Genomic DNA, 19,031 nt, shown 5'->3' with positions numbered 1-19,031 from the left:
AGAACCGGTTTTTTTATTTAAAGTAAGAATTACCGCTGCTGACGCATGGATAAAATACTTTCACCCAGTGCCTGACCAAGCCGCTGATAACCTTTTGAGGTAAAGTGAACACCATCATTGCGGGCCAGTCCCTGATTAATCCATGGTTTCATACTGCATTCACCACCCATTACCGCCTGCCAGTCCCAGAAAAATACCTGCTGGCTTTGTGCCACTTCTTTTTGCATTTCCTGTAATTCAGTTAGTTTTTCCGGTCGTACGCCGCATGAACCGGCTGTACTCTTCAGACTTTCCGGTGCGCCCAGAATCATGATGGCACTGTCGGGAGAGGCTGTGCGAATGCGGTTAATAGTTTCAATCAGATTTTGTTTAACAGTTTCAGTTTCAACCCCGTTAAAAGCTTCGTTCGTACCATAGGCAAGAATAATCAGGTCGGGAGCAATGACATTCAATTCCTGCTGCCAAGCCTGGGTATTCCAGCGGTTCCACTGAGTAAGCTGGGCTCCATTAATTCCCAGAGCAGAAAATACCACTCCCTGGCGGTTTGGATTACGTACCCACCAGCCGCCTATGGCTGTCTGAAAGTTCATACCGGCAGTAACGGTAATCGGAAAACGTGCATTAAACTGACTGAAATGCCATTGATTGTCTTTAGGTTGTGCGCCAAGTTCAATCTGTTTACCATTACTGTCGGTAATCGTTAAATCTTCATCATTCGGTCCCTGACGGATAGTGACGGTAACCGTTTGTTCGGCTTCGGGCTCTCCACGTGTTTTGATGGTCATCACAGCCCCTACAGAAGGAACAGCTACCAAACCGCCAAGTGCATAATTTTGGCTGGTATCGGTACGGCTGGAGATAGCCTGCCAGCCCTGATTCTGATAGGTAAAACGCGCCAGACGTAAACCTGGAAACTGAGTCGGCATAGCCCAGCCGGGACCGCCATTGCCTAATTGCTGCTGTAAGTACACACGGGCAGCATCAGTAAGGTAATCAGCTGCTGTATGTGAATCACCAATTTGTACTATATTGATGCTTTTTTTCTGTAATGCCTGGGCTATCTGAGCAGCATGATTATTCTGCGAAGATGCTGATACCTGTTTGCGGCCAGATTTTGCCGGAACCGGATCTGCTGAACAGGCCATGATCGACAGGCAGCAACTTAAAATGACAAAATGTTTTTTACTGTACATTTGTTGAATCGTTATCCATAGTTTGTGCTGGCAGGTTAAAGCGGTTAAAAATATTTTGGGCAATAATTTTTTGCCCGGTCACAGTAAAATGAATCCCGTCTGAACTGCGGGTTTTAATTTTTTTTCCATCGGTTTGCGTTACCGTATCATAAAATTCATCACCATTACTACCCAGCATTGCGCGGGTATCCATAACATACCCTTGATTCTTGTTTACTTCATCGGTAGTGATCTGACGCAGATAAATCATTTGTTCATTCAATTTCTGTTTTCTCATACTTGGCGGAGTCAGCCACAAAACAGTGACCTGATGCTGTCGGGCGCTATCCATAATGGTTTTAATGCGGCTGCGGTAAATGCTTTCCCATTGAGGAGAAGCAAAGCTGATAAATCTGCTGCCGTTATGCGGATCAGGAATATCCCATGGATCATTAGGACCAAGAAACATAACCAGTATTTTGATTTGCGGATTAGTAGCCAGTGTATTTCCGATTGTTTGCGGCCAGTTAAAAAAGCCCGGATAGGTTAATCCGGTACTCTGTTTGCTGAGATTAATGGTTTTAATACCATAAGTTTCACTGAGCCATTTTTGCACATGTGGTGCCACCCCCTGCATTAATGAATCTCCAGCAAAAAACACTTCATCAGCAGCTGCAAGTGTAAAGGCCGCTTTCATATTCTTTACTTTGGCTGCTTTTTTCAGGGCATGCCTGTGCTGCTCCTGAGCAAATTTTATTTGTTGCTGTATTTTGGCTTTATAGCTGTCAGTATAGGCGTAATTATCATTATAAGCAGTGATGATGCTGAGGTTAGCAGACTTGATATACTGATTAAGCTGGCTGATACCTTTATTAAGTGTTTCGCCTGCACGGCTGCCTGTTTGCCACCATGTCTGCTGTTTCAGGTTCGTTAAAATACTATTGCTGTGGTAAGTTTGCTGATAATAGGCGATGACTGAATTTTGCATCAGCCAAAGTGAAATAGTTGCAGTGATAAAAAAGAATAGTAAAACAAAACGAAATTGTTGTTTATTGCTTTTCTTTGGCTGCTCTCTGGTTTCTGTTTCTTCACTTGCAACGACAATAGGTACGGTCGTGATGGTTTTTACACTAACAACTGGTATTTCCCTGAACTGGGAAAACTTTTTTTTACTTCCCTTTTTGCGGTAAGAAGGCACGCGGCGATATTTAGAAATTGGCATAGATAAATCCCGGAATACCAGCCGGCGCACAGATTAATACCAGAACCACTAACAGTAATAAAGGAAGAATCAAACTGTATCGGGGCAAAGAATCGGCGCGCTCATATAACATATTAGTCAATTTTGCCAGAAACGGATACATTATCCATGCCAGCAATAACAAACTGAAAAAATAAAACGGATTGGTACTCAGTGGTACATTGATATTGTTGTAAAGCAATGCGTGTAACAAAAGCATAGCATCGTTAAGTGTAGGTGCACGGAAAAAAACAAAACAAAAACATACAAAATGTACAGTCACAACAATGCTGATAATTTTAGCTGGCCGGCTGCTTTTACTCAGAGCGTCTCGAGCTTTATTTAATTCACAATGACGCAGACGACTGTACAGCCAGTCGCCCAGATTAAGCAAGATCATCCCGGCTGCATGCAATAAGCCCCAGATTAAAAAATGCCAGCCTGTCCCGTGCCAGATTCCGGATAATGCCATGGCTATCAGTAGGTTAAGCTGAGTGCGTGCCATTCCATGTCGGCCACCGCCCAATGGGATATAAATATAATCCCGTATCCAGGTTGATAAGCTGATGTGCCAGCGCAGCCAGAATTCGCGGATATTGTGTGCCAGTAATGGTGCGCGGAAATTCACCGGAAGGCGAAAACCCAGTAGCAGCCCCATCGCTATCATTAGGTCACTGTAACCGGAAAAATTAAAAAACAGCTGAACAGTATAGCCATATATGGCAGCCAGTATTTCCAGACTATGATATTGCATGGGATTGGCAAATACCGGATCTACCCAATTGTCGGCAATCCAGCCGGAAAGCCACCAGTTTTTCATTAAAGCCATTACAATCAGACACAATGCCAGAGTAGGTGCCAGAATTCTGCGGCGTTGCGGAGTATAGATTTGTGTTACCATGCCGCATGGCTGGTTATATATATCCGTTAACCCGCGTGCATCGTAGGCGCGTGCAATCGGTCCTGCAGTAATAGTAGGGAAAAAAGCCAGATGCAGAGCCAGACCCGGTAATGAAAAAACTTTACCGGCAGGCTGATTGTGGCATCGCTCCTGATAAAGAGAAACCAGATAGCTGATAGCCTGAAATGAGTAGTAGGACAGTCCCAGCGGTAATATGATATCCGCCAGCCATTCGGAACTCAGTTTCAAACTATCCAGACCATAGCTGACAGACGTGCGGAAAAAATCAAAATATTTCCATAATGCCAGATTCAGAATAGTACATATGATTGCAGTTATCAGCCATATTTTGGGTTTAGCGGCATGAACTATTCGTACAGATGTGGCATAAATAAATACCGTAAATAGCATTAATGCAATTAATGCCTGTATTTTTCCGCACAAATAAACAATCAGATAACTGGTACATAGTAAAAGCAGATTTTGCAGTTTCGGTTTGCTGCCCAACAGCCAGTAAAGACAGAAAAAGGCAATAAATGAAAGGCTGAATTCAATAGATATAAAACTAAACATGAAACAGATAAACAGTCAAAAGTAGTGATTGTTAAACCATGCCAAACATAAATAATAAGAAAAGGAACAGTTGAGAATCAGTTAATTCATGTTTCTGCTTAAGTTCAGATTAATTCCGGCAGCTAGTATATGCATACAATCTTCGTTTTGTAAGAGTATAATTAATTCAATGATCTGGTATTATGAATAAGCTTACAAAAAATCTCACATTACCAGAATAAACAAGTATTCTCAGTGTGAATGAAAACTACATATTCATAAAATATAAACACTTCAAACCGAAATATGTATTCTTTTCGCTTAATCTGGATTGGCTGTCAATTCTCAAGTCTCTTAGTGATCAGCCGCACACTGAACATGACTTGTACAAGCAGGTATTTTACCTTGATATGTGAAATAATGTAAGGAAATAATAGATAAAAATTTATTATTTTAATAATAAACATTTAAAAATAATTGCTGCTTTTACTGATATCAATATTTCTCCGCACGAAGCCTGAGTAAACACCGGCAAAATTTCTGTGTTTTCTGCTATTATCAACTTATGTAAAAAATTTATTGCCGGTATGTATATAAATATTAACTATGGATTCCAGAATGTTCTGAGCTGAAATCTGCTGATATTCACATTTGACTTTTACCATATGTTAGGGTTTAACGTATTAATGGTATTAGACAATATTTATAAAGGAATACTATGCACGACCACGACCACGACCATAACCATATACATGAGCATAAACATGATGAAACTCATCATCACCATCATCATCTAGGTGCACATAGTGCAGATAAAAAAGTTTTAAGTATTTCACTGCTGATTATCGGTGCATATATGGTGGTAGAGATTATTGGTGGTTGGTTAACCAATAGTCTGGCACTGCTGTCGGATGCTGGTCATATGTTTTCGGATGCACTGGCGCTGGCATTGTCGTTAATCGCATTTCACCTGAGTGAGCGGCCGGTAAACGGTCGGCAGACCTTTGGTTATAAACGCTTTGAAATTATTGCGGCGGCAGTAAATGGTCTGGCGCTAATGGTAATTGCAGTCATGATTGTTTATGAAGCCATAGGTCGTTTTGTTAATCCGCCGGATATTGCTACCCGGGGCATGCTGGTTATCAGTACGATTGGTTTACTGGTAAATATTATTATTGCCTGGTATATGCACAGCAGTAGTGAAACGGAACATAATGTAAACATGCGCGGGGCGTTTTTACACGTACTGGGTGATTTACTCGGTTCGGTGGGTGCTATTGCCGCGGCTGTACTGATGATGCTGTTTGGCTGGCGCTGGGCTGACCCGGTAGCAAGTATAGTGGTAGCCTGCCTGATTGCTTACAGTGGAATCGGAATCCTGAAAACTACTTTGCGTATTCTGATGGAAGGCACACCGGATGCAATTGAGCTGGAGCAGCTGGGCAGAGTAATTCAGGAAATGCCAGGAATTAAAGCAGTACATGATTTACATGCCTGGACTATTACCAGCAATATGAATGCTTTGTCCTGCCATATTGTTGTTGATGGTACATTAACGATAACGGAAGCAGAGAAACTGGTTAATGAACTGGCAGAAGTATTGCTCAGACATGATATACATCATGTTACAGTACAGACAGAAAGCGCAGCCCATAAACACAGCAATAATCTTTTATGCTGTATCCCTTCTGTTGCCGGTCAGCATGTTCATTAATACAATATAATCAGATTATCAGACCATATTTCAGGTAGAAAATCATGATTAAAGCTGTGTTATTTGATCTGGACGGTACCCTGGCCGATACGGCGCCGGACTTAGGGATAGCCCTTAATAATGTGCTGCAAAAGCAGAATTTACCGCCTAAAACGATGGCAGAGATTCGTCCGGTTGCCAGTCATGGCGCAGCAGGACTGATTAAACTCGGTACAGGTATGCAGCCTGATAATCCTGCGTTTGCAGCTTTGAGGCAGGATTTTATGGCTGAGTATGAACTGCATTTTACTGATCAGACAGTTTTATTTGGCGGCATCAATGAGTTATTAGAAAAACTGGCTGAACAGAACATAGCCTGGGGGATTATTACCAATAAGCCGCATGTTTTTACTGACCGTCTGGTACCAAAACTCGGATGCAGTATTGAACCGGCTGTAATAGTAAGCGGAGATACCACCAGTGCGCCGAAACCCAGTACCGAACCCATGTTCTATGCCTGCCGTCACATTGGCGTAGCTCCCGAAAACTGCCTGTATATCGGTGATGCAGAGCGTGATATGCAGGCAGGACGTAATGCCGGCATGATTACAGTACTGGCGAACTGGGGATATATCGGTGCAGAAGACAACATATCGCAATGGCCAGCCGATTATATTGTTGAGCAGCCAAAAGAAATTCTTCAACTATTAAGTAAATAATTTTTTAAACGAACAAGGGGAAAACATGAAAACCATTGGGTTGCTCGGTGGCATGAGCTGGGAAAGTTCTGCTGAATATTATCGCATGATTAATGAACAAGTACGTGAGCGTCTTGGCGGTACGCATTCAGCCCGCAGCATCATGTTATCTGTAGATTTTGCCGAAATCGAAGCTTTGCAGCATCAGGGACGATGGGATGAACTGGCTGAAAATATGTGTACAGCAGCACGACAGCTGGAGCAGGGCGGAGCACAGTGTATTGTAATTTGTACCAATACCATGCATCGTATGGCTGAACGGGTACAGAATAGTATAACAATACCTTTGCTGCATATCGCTGATGCAACAGCTAAGCAAATTTGCAGCCAGAAACTGCTAAAAGTTGGCTTACTGGGTACCGAATTCACCATGAAACAGGATTTTTATAAAGGCCGGCTTACAGAAAAATTTGGTTTAGAGGTATTGATTCCTGACGATAAAGATTGTCAGACAGTACATAAAATTATTTATGAAGAGCTGGTATCAGGTATCATACGTGAAGAATCACGCCAGCAGTACCGGCAGATTATCCGGCGTCTGGTTGATAAGGGCGCTCAAGCCATCATTCTTGGCTGTACCGAAATTATGTTACTGGTTTCGCAGGATGACAGTCCGGTACCGGTATTTGATACTACGGCAATTCATGCTACTGCAGCAGTAGACTGGGCTTTAACAGATAAATAATGCAGTTTCCGAAATATAAAAGCGGATAAACTGATAAAACAGATGGCTATCTAACCATCTGTTTTGTTTTTCAGACAGATTCAGTTAAACGGTTGCGCAGCCAGCGTGCAGCCGTAGCTATTTCTCCGGCGCATAAACCTATAGGGCCGGTATCATTGGCAGCAAGAATATCTGCCGCAGCACCATGTAACCATACTCCGGCTGATACTGCCTGCTCCGGTGGGATTTGCTGAGCCAGCAAACTGCCGATTATGCCGGCTAAGACATCACCGCTACCTGCTGTTGCCAGTCCCGGATTGCCGGTTTCATTTTGCTGTATCTGGCCATGAGGTGAAACAATCAGGCTCTGATGACCTTTTAAAACTATCCATGCTGAATATTTTTGCGCCAGCTGGCGTGCGGCCTGATAACGGTTATTCTGAATTTCACTAATACTGCATTGCAGTAAGCGTGCAGCTTCTCCCGGATGCGGTGTTAAAACAACATTTTGATTATTTTGCCTGCCAGTCAGCAAAGCAGGCTGCTGAGCAAGTAAATTCAGTGCATCGGCATCGACTACCATCATATGCTTCTGTTGCAGACATTCAGTCAGTGTTGCCAGTGCCGTAGTTGAGGTACTCAGACCACAGCCAATCACCCATGCGGTAATATCGGAACGGTGTAAAAGCCGTTCAGCGGTATTTAACATAATTTCTGGCTGCTGGCTTAGTATTGGCATTGGTAATATTGGTTGCTGAAACCCAAGCCATACTTTACCGCAGCCACAATGCAGTGCAGCTATTCCGGCCAGAATAATCGAACCGGTCATGCCTTCTGAACCACCCAGAATACCCAGCGTGCCAAACGTACCCTTATGGCTCTGAGATGGACGCTGCTGACACAATGCAGGAAACTGTCTGTGTGCCTGCCGTTGCCACTGGCTGAGAATATTTTTATCAATCTGAAAACTGTTCATTATCTGTTTCCCGTTATCACTGCTTAGCGCAGTAATTGATCCAGAAGGGCATTTTTAAGCTGCAATTGCTGTTGAGTATCGGCCAGTTGAGGCGCATATACCAGAAAACTGTCTTCTACCCGTTCATCCAGAGTAGTGATTTTGGCAAAGCGAATACTGATATTTAAATCGGATAAAACAGCAGCAATGTTGGCAAGTAAAAAACGCCGGTTTGCTGTAATAATGTGCAGGCTGTACCAGCCGGGATTATCTTCTTCATCAATACTGATTCGCGGTGCAATCGGAATATGACGGCTGCGCCGGCTCAGACTGGCCGGATTGCTCGCAGACATCGGCAATTTACCATTTACAAACTGATTAAGCGCCAGCTCGGTTTTATTCTGAATGGTCAGATAATCATTCGGGTTGAGATTCGGCGGAAATTGCAGAATAAAAGTATCCAGAATAAAGTTGTGTTCGGTGATATAGGCACGGGCAGTCAGAATGTTCATTCCTGCTTCACTGAAAACCGAAGCCAGCTCAGTGAAGAGTTTCGGGCGGTTAGGCATATAAACCATCACCTTCAGGGTATCATTATCCGGCAGCATTTGGCTGTGTGCCTGAGCCTGCTGTTCATAATTAATAATTTTTGATAAATGCCATAAAATATCTTGCCACTCATGGCGGGCAAAATAAGCCTGACCAAGAATATGCCACAATTGGCGTTGCTGTGATTCGCTGATGTGATATTGATTTAACTCATGCATTGCCTGTTGCCGGCGGTCAAGAATAGTCGTGTGCCGGTTACTTTGTTTACCATTGAGCTGATGCAGCGTGGCTTTATATAAATTTTCCAGCAAACTGGCTTTCCATGAATTCCAGATTTTCGGATTGGTGCCCCGGATATCTGCTACGGTCAGCAGATATAAAGCAGTGAGCCGTTCAACTGTTTTAACCTGTTTGCTGAATCGGGTAATCACTTCAGGGTCCTGAATATCTTCTTTCTGCGCTGTCATTGACATCAGCAGATGCTGTTCTACCAGCCACGCCAGTAAATCGCTTTCTTCATTATCCAGAAAATGATCTTCGGCAAAGGAGCGGGCATCGGCTACGCCTTTTTGTGCATGGTCACCACCACGGCCTTTGGCAATATCATGAAACAGTGCAGCCATATACAAAATATGTTTGCGTGCAAAAGTATGCATTAATGTTGCGGCAAAAGGCAGTTCATGGCTGTGCTGTTCCATAGCCAGACGCCGCATATTGCGTACCACCATTAAAATATGATCATCTACCGGATAAATATGAAATAAATCATGTTGCAGCAGACCGACTATTTTTCCCCATGCTGGCAAATACCGGCCGAGCACACCATACAGATTAATAAAGCGCAATAAATGAGTCAGACCCTCCCCGTGTTTGAAGAATCCGGCAAAGCATTCGCGATTTGCTGGATTTTGATAAAACTCTTCATTCACCAGCTGATGTGCAGCCGCCCACCATACACGCAGGGTTTTTGGTGCCAGACCAATTATGTCATTGTGTTCCTGAGCAACACGTAAAATGGTAAATATATGCTCAGGCTGTTGCGAGAAAAGTTCAAGATTATGCACCGCCAGCATATTACCTACCTGATAATAATGCTGATCCAGATTAACCACCACACGCGGCAGAGAAGCGTAGACACGGTCGCGCAGCATAGGTACCAGAATACCACTGAGTTGTTTCACGCCTTTTAGTGCACGATAAAAATCATGCATTAGTTTTTCACTGGCACGGGAATTTGCATCATCGCGATAGCCAAGATTCTGTGCTACCTGAGTTTGTAAATCAAAAATCAATCTGTCTTCAGCCCGTTTGGCAGTCAGATGCAGCTCAATACGGATTCTGGCCAGCTGTTTCTGGCAGCTCAGTAACAGCCTGGCTTCAGTTCGGTTCAGAATAGCATTTTTCATCAGCTGATGAATCTGAGGAGGTAATCCCTGAACTTTTGCCAGCCACAATAAAGTATGAATATCGCGTAAACCGCCCTGAGTGGTTTTTACATTGGCTTCCAGCAGACTGGCTTCACCGGCCGCTTTGGTATATCGTTGCCGTTGTTCCAGTATTTTACCTTCGATAAAAGCAGCCACATCCCGCTGTAAATCAAGCTGATGAATCAATTCAGCAGCCAGATCCTGCCGGCCGCATAAATACCGGCTTTCCAGTAAGGCTGAATCACCCGTTAAATCAACCCGGGCACTTTCACATAACTCATTAATTGTTCCTACCTTAGGGGCGGGCTGTAAATGGATATCCCATAATATTTGAACAAAAGCACCAATTTTCTGCTGAATATTGTCATCAATCGGATTTCTGCTGACAATAGCAATATCCATATCCGAATACGGATACATTTCGCCGCGTCCGAATCCACCTATTGCCAGCAGACACATTTCTTCTTCGGCAAACAACTCCTGCCACAGTGTAGACAGCACATCAGCAATTACTCCGGTATGCTGGCGAAAATAGACAAACGGATGCCTGCGCTGCCGGTATATTTCTGCAGCTTGTTGTTTGTGCTTGTGTAGCTTGTCCGACAACTGAGTAATAAGTGCTGAAGATGACATAATTAATAGCCGTGTAGTTGAGATTGACAATATGCATTTTGTATCGGGCGAATCTGATTCAGCCTTGCCTGATCGATTGCCTGAGCTATCTGCTGCGGTTCAGCCACTGTCCGGGCAATTGATGCTGCATCAATTGCCATTGCCGCAGACTGTAAATTTAACCAGTGCTGTTGCTGAGGATATGGCTGATGTTCAAATCTGAGGCGTCCGCGTATATCAGCGAGGCATACACGCAAAATCTGCCTAAATCGATCCGGACGGCGCAATGCATCGGTTTTTTTCAGAATATCCAGTGTCGTTTTGGGTTTAAGCTGACTGACACTATGTAACTTGATATGATATTCACATACCAGTAATGCCAATTGCGCACAGGCTTTGGGTACCTGCCAGCGCCGGTTTACCGCTTCTACGGGTTTTATTCCGGCATAATCATGTCCGGGGTGGCGTGGTAATTTATCTACCGGAGTCAGTGCTTTGCCTAGATCATGAGTGAGAGCAGCATAACGTTCTTCCAGTGAATAATCATTTTCAGCAGCATATTGCAGACACAGTAAAGTATGCTCACCGGTATCTATTTCAGGGTGGAAATCAGCGCGTTGCGGTACGCCGAATAACGCATCAACCTCTGGTAAAATTACTTTCAGCGCACCGCAGGCACGTAAAACGTCTATCATCAGCCGCGGATTCTTTTCCATCAGCCCTTTAGCCAGTTCCTGCCATACCCGTTCGGCAACCAGAGCATTTACCTCACCATTATTTACCATCCGACACATCAGTGCCATAGTTTCATCGGCTACTTTAAATCCATAACGCGCTGCAAATCGGGCAATGCGCAAGATACGTACCGGGTCTTCTGCAAAAGCAGGGCTGACATGACGTAATATACCGCAGCGTAAATCAGCCAGTCCGTTATACGGATCAATCAGATTACCCGATGCATCTTCGGCCATAGCATTAATGGTTAAATCGCGTCGTTGTAAATCCTGCTCCAGCGTCACATCTGCCGCTGCATGAAAAGTAAAGCCATTGTAACCGGCAGATACTTTACGTTCGGTACGCGCAAGCGCATATTCTTCATGAGTTTGCGGATGCAGAAATACCGGAAAATCCTTGCCTACAGGCTGATACCCGGCTTCCAGCATTTTTTTTGCATCTGCGCCAACCACTACCCAGTCGCGGTCGACCACCGGACGTTGCAGATACTTATCTCTTACTGCACCACCAACCAAATAAATTTGCATATAAAATATAAAAAAGTATTAACAGAAAACAGATGATCATTGTGCCGTAGTCCAATCAGCTTGTTAACTGGTTTTTTGCAAACAGACTAGCTGTCTGTTCCGTCAGCCAGCATTAATAAGCAAAACAGCCTTTGGAAAAAAGCAGGCTGAATCCAAATCATCTTAAAGAATATTTAACAGGCAGATAAATATCTGCTGTACGGAAATATAAAACGCTCTGCTTTAAAGCAGAGCGTTTTTAAATAATATTGATATTACATCATCAGAGCCGGAACAATCATAGCTAGTCCGGGAAAAAACGGTACTGTAGCAAAGGCAATAATCAGTAAACGTTTAAACATCATTTCCTGCTGTTTTTCTTCGGTCACACTTACCACCAGAGTACCGGCAATATGAATCGGATTAACGACACTGAGCATAGCTGGTGCCGCACAGGCAGTCAGAATCAAAGAAATTTGCGGAGAATCGCCAAAAATCGTAAATACCATCGGAATCATCAGGCTGATAACACCTAAAGTAGAGGACTCCACATTACTCAGGAACGTAGTCAGGTAAGCGAGCATAAACAATAAAGCAATTTTACTGCTGGTCATACTGAGCAGACCTTGCTCTACCGCTTTCATTGTATCTACTTGCATCATGGTGCCGATGAAAACCAGCAGACCACTAATAACCACTACAGCATTCCAAGGGATTTTTTTCACAAAATCTTTACTTTGCTGCGTAAAAAACAGCATCATAATTACTGCCAGCGTCAGAGCAGTCAGACCGACATTGGCTTTAGCAAATATCACTAATATCAGAAAAATCAATACCGCAATAGTAGAACAGATTGCATAAAATGGCTGTAACTGATGGTTATCACCATTTTCCTGTTTAATTGGTTTTAGCAGTACAAAGCCTTTTTCAGGCGCTTTAGAATCACTTGTTTCGACTACTCTTTTATCCTGAAATACAATTTGCAGGGCAATAACCAGCACAAAACTGATTAACATTCCCAGAAACCAGACTAGCCACGGACTATACTCAACATGTGCTTTTTTTGCTGCATCCAGAATAACCTGACCAGTAGGATTAATAGGTGAAAGTGCACCGGTATTGGCACCAATAATTGCTGCCATTTCACAGATGAAAAATAATCTGGGATGTTTTCTGCCTAAAGCAGCAATAACCGGAACCAGCAACGTTATCGATGCCGTAGAAAAGGCACCGGCTGTCGAAATCGCAAATCCGATAAAATAGCCAATCCAAGGAACAATATTAGTGCGATGCCCCATTTTTGCGTAAATCTGATCTGTAAACCAGCTTAAGCCACCGCTTTTTTCCAGATGAGCAAAAAGTAAGGACACACCGATTAACAGCGTTACAATGGCTCCGGGAAAATGGCTGAGTACATCCTTGCTGGTTAAGACTGTATATGTATCAGAACCATCAGCAATTGCAGTTGTTGCCATAACCATTATAGCCGCAGCACTAAAACCTAAAAGACCAATATTGACATGTCGCCAGACTGCCAGAACCAAAATCACAACCAGTAATATAAGCGATAAAATTTGTGGTAAGTTCATAAGTTGTCCTGACATTCAATAGCAATAATATTTATTCCTGACTGAAGAGCGCTTTGATTTAGAAATAATTATTATCCAAATGGAATAAATTATGTAATCTTTATATTTATAAAACAATTATTTACTTAGTAGTAATTAATACATATCAGATGATATAAAAAGGAGCTTTTAATGTAAATAGAAGTATAAGAAAATTTTTTTATGTTAATTAAGATAGCAATAAATTTATTTTGTTTTTGTACAATACTTTTGAGTTTTGTTCTTATTTTAGACGGAAAATATTTTTCTTAAAGCCACAATTAGTGTAATAAATAGTGTAATAAAAGCTTTATAAGAAATAAAGAAAGCCATCTAGTAAATTATATCGTCATAAAATTGTCTGAAATAAATTATTAATTGCAATTATATGATTACCTAACCAGATGGCTTAGAAGCAAGAAACAAATTTAATGTTTACCGTCAGGTGTCCGGTTTTTTAATTGCCAGCTATTACCCGGATGCTGAGTAGGAGGTGCTTTTTCATGGTCTTTAATAGTTGCATAATTTTCCAAAGCATGACCATGCTGATCAACTTCCTGATAAATCCCGCCATTTGTACCGGAATTATCACCGGGTTTCAGATTGCTCATATACAGCTCCTTTTCAATTATTACCGTGAATCTACGGTGAGTTTATTATTGGTTTAAAATATAAATAATACAAGTACTTAATCTGAATTTAATTTAATAAAACTAATTTAACCAAGTAAGTGACATTAATGCCGGTTTATTCACCGGCTACTGAAGATACACTTAAAGATAATAGCTGCTTCACCTGGATCAAGAAATACCTGAGCAGCACAGTGGCTATTTTTGATATGGTTGAAATGTTGTTATATCCGGTTTCAGCATCATTTTCGGTTACAATAACTGTTTGCAAAGAAAAAAGTAAGGATGTGTATGACATGCGCTCAAGTGCGTGATTACCTGCAAACACAAGGATTGAAATTACCAGTACAAGAAATACAGATGGCAATGCTGGCTACACAATCTGTACTGGAGCTGGCACAGGCAGAAATAGATCTGTCTGTGTTATGGTATGAGGAAAACGGATTTAGTCTGGCTGAAAAATTTAATTTAAATACAAACGCACTGCGCCAAACACATCCGGCAGACTTATTTACATCCAAGGATAACATTGCCTATACCTTGCGTCAGTTGTATCTGGCTCTTGACTCGGTAGCAAGCCGACATCATAACGATACATTTGCTTTATATTTATATGAAGGAAATGATGAAGCAGGGGAGTTATTTCGGCTACTGGCTCGTGGTTGCCAGCTTCCGGCTATATTGAAATGCGATCAGCAGCAGATAAATCAATATTTATTTGCACGCACAGCCATTACAGGCTGGTTGAATCAGGTAAATGATGTGCAATCGTGGCTGAATGATGGCAGCCTGAGCGGAAAACAGAACTCGGCTTCACAACTGGCTGTTCCTGTTAGCGGTGATCAGGGGCAGATACTTGGTGTTTTGTATGCTGCTCATCAGCAGCCTGATGCTATTACTGATACGGAACTGATTGAGTGGATTGCTCTGGCTATGGTGGCGACGCCACTATTATATAATCTGCATGATGCTGTAGCACATATCAAGGGATAAATACTATGTCAACATTACATCAAAGTCATATCAAAGATCATAGTCCTGTACGCTTTATTGCTTCCTGCCGTTTGCCAACGCAATGGGGTGAATTTACCATGCATGGATTTGAAGATGTACGCAATAGGCAGGAACATATTGCTCTTACCGTAGGTGATATTTCTACAGGAGAAGATATACTTGGCCGAATTCATTCTGAATGTCTTACCGGTGATGCTTTATTTTCCCGGCGCTGTGATTGCGGCCCCCAGCTTGAAGCTGCGATGAAAACCGTACAGCAGGCGGGAAAAGGCGTGATTGTATATTTACGCCAGGAAGGTCGCGGTATTGGTTTACTCAACAAAATCCGGGCTTATAAACTTCAGGATGAAGGATTAGATACTGTAGAAGCCAACCTGGCTTTAGGCTTACCGATAGATGCCCGTGATTTCACTCTGGCCAAATATATTCTTGATTATCTTAAAGTACAGTCTATACAGTTAATGACCAATAATCCGCAGAAAGTTGATACGCTCAAAGCACTGGGTATCAATGTTACAAATCGCGTGCCTTTACATGTTGGTCTGAATCCTGAAAACCAGCATTATCTGCAGACTAAAATGGAAAAAATGGGACACTTTGCTAATTAAAATCCAAAATTAAAATAACGGCCAGTATTTACTGGCCGTTATTTTATGATATCAGATTAGCTAGTATAGTTATTTTTCACTTCTCTCCAGGATAAACGTTTAAATTTGATCGAGCATTTGGGAATGTTAATGATAATTTTATTACCATTCGAATCGACACCAAAAACAGGTGTACGGCTACATTCTTCCTTTTTTGCATCAGGATCAGGTATCAATGAACCCTGTGTTCCATTAGTGCCAATATCTAAACCTTTTATAGTATCTGAATTGGATAAAGCTAAACCATACAAACCTTTAACTGTAAGAGCTGCGCCGAAAGGAGCGTTTGGATCAAATTCAATATTGGGATCTCCGCGTTTCAGTCTTCCGCCTGTTTTGATGTTATATTGTATTTTTCCGCTATAAACATCACTTTCCTGCTTACGTTCAGTTACCTGACACGGATCTTCCAGTTTATTGTCCTTTTTAACGTCGTATGCTCTGGAGAAAACCACTCCGGCGTAGGAAATAACAATTGGTTTGCTTACTACACGTTCGCCGGTAGTATTATCCAGATTGAAATACCAGCCACGATGCACCTTGGGATCAAACTTGTTGTCCGACAGCATACGATAGTTACCTGAAGCAGTTAATTGCTGTTTAAGCAGAGCTTGTTTTGATATTTCAGCTGGTGCTTTAACATTCAGATTATCATATATGCCATATACAGTTTGCTGATCTTTGTTATTTAAATCAGATTGATACACATCACTGCCAGTACCGAATGTAACAATTACAGTCGGGTTTTTACTATTGTTATTACCATTATTGTTTGTGTCTTCAACAAGAATAGCGCCCGGTGCCGAGGTTATTGGCGCACCGGCAGAGAATATTTTATGTACAGTCCATTGACTAGGGTCCGGTGATCTGAGATCAAAGCGATATAAATTGCCGCTGTAATCACCGGCATACACAATATCTGCCACACCATCGCCATCAATATCCAGTACTGTCGGGCTGGAAAGACCGCCAGTACGTTCATCAGAGTCGGGATTTTGCTCTGGAGCAAGAGTAGCAATCAGTTCCCCTTTGTTATAGCCGGTTTTTTGGAAACCGTCTGTACCGACATCCACACCCAGAATATCATATATATAAAGTACAGAATCTAAAGATGCATGACTGGCATTATTGCTGGCTAATGTCCCAGAATAATTATAGCCATTACTGATGAATGCAGCCTCACGGATATGATTGGCTACAGAAGTTGGTGATGCGTCCACATCTTCATTTACTCTTAACCGAGCAATAGCTGGGGTACCTACAGTAAATCCAAATAAATTTTTGTTACCTGTAGGGGTCTGAAACAGGGAGACATCCTTATACCAGCCATTACTGCCCGTATTGTCTGCACCAACGGGCTCTTTGGAAACCAGATCGTTACCGCCGATATTGATGGCAAAAGCACCGCGCCCCGCCTGACCCATATTTGATAGCATAAATGTCTGTTGCGGAAGCAGCTTACCTTTGGAGTCAACACGTTTTTCAGTTTGCTGAACAACCATACCGCCGTTTAACAGGAAACGATGCGGATGCTCACTGTTCTTACCGTACTCGTTATGAGTAAGATCTTTATAATAATGCGATACCAGGTCAGAGCCATCGTTACTTTGCCGCTCAATACTCATCGGCATGAAATTGAATTTCAGATCATAAGGATGATTAGCATCATTAGTAGCACTGAAAACATATACCATGCCGTCGTTAGCAGAGGTTACAAGATATTTTTGAAGACCACCATCCAGATTACCGGCAGTAATAATCGGATTATCAATAATATCACCCATGTCTCTGGTTCCGCCAAATCCGGCAATCGGTGAATCAGTCCGCTGACGATAATCAAGTACAAAATTGTCAGTTTTAATAGAAGCATCATCTTTAGAGCGGCTCAGCCAGGCCAGTAAGCCATTAGCCCATTCAGACTGATTTTTGCCATTATTATTAGCTATCTTAAAGTCATCATTCTTAAAGGCTGACAGGTTAGCAGAGTACAGATAAGTATTGGTACCGTTATTTAATAATAACTGGCGATTACCGTATGAAGGTTGAGCGCATTGGCTGCTATTGTTATCAGTAATTTTGCGGATACACAGTTTACTGCTCCATGCGCCTGATTCAGTGATGGCGGTGATGGACAATTGATTTTGCTCAGAGCTGGATATGGCTACACTAGGTGCTGTCGATGTGGTCGTGGTTGTTGTAGCTTGTTGTGAACCTTTAATTGATTCAAAGATTTTACCAAATGCTTCAAGAATTTCATTTTGAGAATTAGCATTATAGAAATTACCGGCAGGCATAGCGCCGTTTTCCAGATAATCAATCGCAGTATTGCCTATACTGTTATGTTTTTGACCCAGTCCCACACCGATAGTAAAGGTTTCGGCTTTCTGTTCAAAAGGTTGTTTAGTTAGCGGGTTTATAGCATTCCATGGTTGTCCGGCTTCATCGGTTGTGCGCTTAGAAGCCAAATAAATTTTCTTACCATCTTCTCTATAAAATGGAGCACTATAAATATAAGGACCAAAATTCTTTGTGGCAAGTGTATTGGTATAGTATTTCAGACGCTGAATTTTGGTGCCATAGGTATCGCCCTGAAAAAAGCTGTCTCTGTCTTTTTTATTTGTTCCTGCATCAAAATATCCATCCACATCCGCATCTGAAGTTGCATAATGATTATTAGATTCACCGTCAGTAAGTATTACAAGATAGGATTTCTGGCAGCGGTATTTTAATTTATTCATAACCAGATTTCTGGCTACAACGGCAGTTTGTTCTGTCAGTGGTGTAACAGTAGTGGCTGTAGCATTTTTTATGGTTTGAGTCAGTTTATTGTATTGTTCTGGAATGGAAGTATCAATAAATTCAAGATTTTTATCATTGCCGTATACTAAGGGGCGATAAGCAAAATACATATTATTACGATAATCATCCAAAATTAAAAGCAGAATTTCTTTTACACTTTCAAGTTTGGTCAAATTTTTACAATCATATTTAAACTCATTAGTATCATCCGGCTTTTTGTCAAAGCCAAATTGATATTCACTCCATGTTTTTGACCATACAATTTTTCCTCGCTTGTCTGTACCTATTGCTATTTTGTGGCGGCACTTATATGAATTTTTTAGTGGATCTTTCATACTACCTGACAGATCAAGTAACAAAGTTATATTGGGTTTAACACTATACGCAGTAGTGATGGTAGATGAATTTTGCAAATACAGCGGAATATCAGCGAATATATTGGTTTCTGCTTGTGCCTGACAGACAGAAAAAGTACTCAGTGCAGCAGTAATGGCTAAAAACAGGATCTTTCTGCCTTTGTAATATGAGCCTTTTTTATTTTTTTTTAAATTATGGTACATCTCGGTTACTC

At 41.9% G+C, this 19,031-nt stretch carries 14 protein-coding genes; 5 read left to right on the top strand and 9 right to left on the bottom strand.

Annotated features, from left to right (window positions below; translation table 11 throughout):
* Positions 1–29 precede the first annotated feature (29 nt).
* Genes GY065_RS07245 through GY065_RS07235 form a run of 3 tightly spaced genes read right to left on the bottom strand, consistent with a single transcriptional unit; the run spans position 30 to position 3,886 of the window.
* The gene (locus GY065_RS07245) at positions 30–1,145 is read right to left on the bottom strand and encodes an SGNH/GDSL hydrolase family protein (protein ID WP_174833623.1); all 1,116 of its coding nucleotides are present in this window, start codon (positions 1,143–1,145) and stop codon (positions 30–32) included.
* Between the two features lie 37 nt (positions 1,146–1,182).
* On the bottom strand, positions 1,183–2,394 hold the full coding sequence (locus GY065_RS07240) for an SGNH family hydrolase (RefSeq protein WP_174833622.1): 1,212 nt from the start codon (positions 2,392–2,394) through the stop codon (positions 1,183–1,185).
* Entirely contained in the window at positions 2,381–3,886 is a 1,506-nt protein-coding gene (locus tag GY065_RS07235; RefSeq protein ID WP_174833621.1) for an MBOAT family protein, read from the bottom strand. The genes GY065_RS07240 and GY065_RS07235 overlap by 14 nt, the downstream gene beginning before the upstream one ends.
* Before the next feature lie 697 nt (positions 3,887–4,583).
* On the opposite strand from GY065_RS07235, the gene GY065_RS07230 reads away from it, so the two are divergent.
* The 3 genes from GY065_RS07230 to GY065_RS07220 are packed head-to-tail and all read left to right on the top strand — an operon-like array spanning position 4,584 to position 7,001.
* Entirely contained in the window at positions 4,584–5,579 is a 996-nt protein-coding gene (locus GY065_RS07230; RefSeq protein WP_174833620.1) for a cation diffusion facilitator family transporter, read from the top strand.
* Positions 5,580–5,623: 44 nt separating this feature from the next.
* Positions 5,624–6,277: an HAD family hydrolase gene (locus tag GY065_RS07225; RefSeq protein ID WP_084586335.1), complete on the top strand. Its 654-nt coding sequence runs from the start codon at positions 5,624–5,626 to the stop codon at positions 6,275–6,277.
* A gap of 25 nt (positions 6,278–6,302) precedes the next feature.
* Positions 6,303–7,001, top strand: coding sequence for an aspartate/glutamate racemase family protein (locus GY065_RS07220; RefSeq protein WP_174833619.1), 699 nt, complete (start codon positions 6,303–6,305; stop codon positions 6,999–7,001).
* Between the two features lie 70 nt (positions 7,002–7,071).
* On the opposite strand, the gene GY065_RS07215 is transcribed toward GY065_RS07220, so the two are convergent.
* From GY065_RS07215 to GY065_RS07195, 5 genes are all read right to left on the bottom strand, one after another.
* Complete coding sequence (locus GY065_RS07215; protein WP_174833618.1) at positions 7,072–7,956, bottom strand: NAD(P)H-hydrate dehydratase; 885 nt, start codon at positions 7,954–7,956, stop codon at positions 7,072–7,074.
* A gap of 23 nt (positions 7,957–7,979) precedes the next feature.
* Positions 7,980–10,544 carry a [protein-PII] uridylyltransferase gene (gene glnD / locus GY065_RS07210; RefSeq protein ID WP_174833617.1) on the bottom strand — a complete coding sequence of 855 codons (2,565 nt, stop codon included), beginning with the start codon at positions 10,542–10,544 and terminating at the stop codon, positions 7,980–7,982.
* A gap of 2 nt (positions 10,545–10,546) precedes the next feature.
* On the bottom strand, positions 10,547–11,785 hold the full coding sequence (locus GY065_RS07205) for a multifunctional CCA addition/repair protein (protein ID WP_174833616.1): 1,239 nt from the start codon (positions 11,783–11,785) through the stop codon (positions 10,547–10,549).
* Between the two features lie 254 nt (positions 11,786–12,039).
* Positions 12,040–13,353 (bottom strand): SLC13 family permease, encoded by a 1,314-nt coding sequence (locus GY065_RS07200; protein ID WP_174833615.1) that lies wholly within the window; start codon positions 13,351–13,353, stop codon positions 12,040–12,042.
* A 446-nt stretch (positions 13,354–13,799) separates the two neighbouring features.
* On the bottom strand, positions 13,800–13,982 hold the full coding sequence (locus GY065_RS07195; protein WP_100117165.1) for a hypothetical protein: 183 nt from the start codon (positions 13,980–13,982) through the stop codon (positions 13,800–13,802).
* 309 nt (positions 13,983–14,291) lie between these two features.
* On the opposite strand from GY065_RS07195, the gene GY065_RS07190 reads away from it, so the two are divergent.
* Together GY065_RS07190 and ribA are read left to right on the top strand one after the other, a co-directional pair.
* Positions 14,292–14,993 carry a hypothetical protein gene (locus GY065_RS07190; protein ID WP_174833614.1) on the top strand — a complete coding sequence of 234 codons (702 nt, stop codon included), beginning with the start codon at positions 14,292–14,294 and terminating at the stop codon, positions 14,991–14,993.
* Between the two features lie 5 nt (positions 14,994–14,998).
* Positions 14,999–15,622 (top strand): GTP cyclohydrolase II, encoded by a 624-nt coding sequence (gene ribA, locus GY065_RS07185; protein WP_174833613.1) that lies wholly within the window; start codon positions 14,999–15,001, stop codon positions 15,620–15,622.
* Positions 15,623–15,678: 56 nt separating this feature from the next.
* Here ribA and GY065_RS07180 read toward each other — a convergent pair whose 3' ends face one another.
* Positions 15,679–19,020 carry a PilC/PilY family type IV pilus protein gene (locus GY065_RS07180; RefSeq protein WP_174833612.1) on the bottom strand — a complete coding sequence of 1,114 codons (3,342 nt, stop codon included), beginning with the start codon at positions 19,018–19,020 and terminating at the stop codon, positions 15,679–15,681.
* Positions 19,021–19,031: the final 11 nt, after the last annotated feature.

Origin of the sequence: Snodgrassella sp. ESL0323 (genome assembly GCF_013346865.1) — a bacterium.
GTDB lineage: Bacteria > Pseudomonadota > Gammaproteobacteria > Burkholderiales > Neisseriaceae > Snodgrassella > Snodgrassella alvi.
Note: the sequence above shows the minus strand (reverse complement) of the source record. Positions and strands in the feature narration are given on the sequence as shown.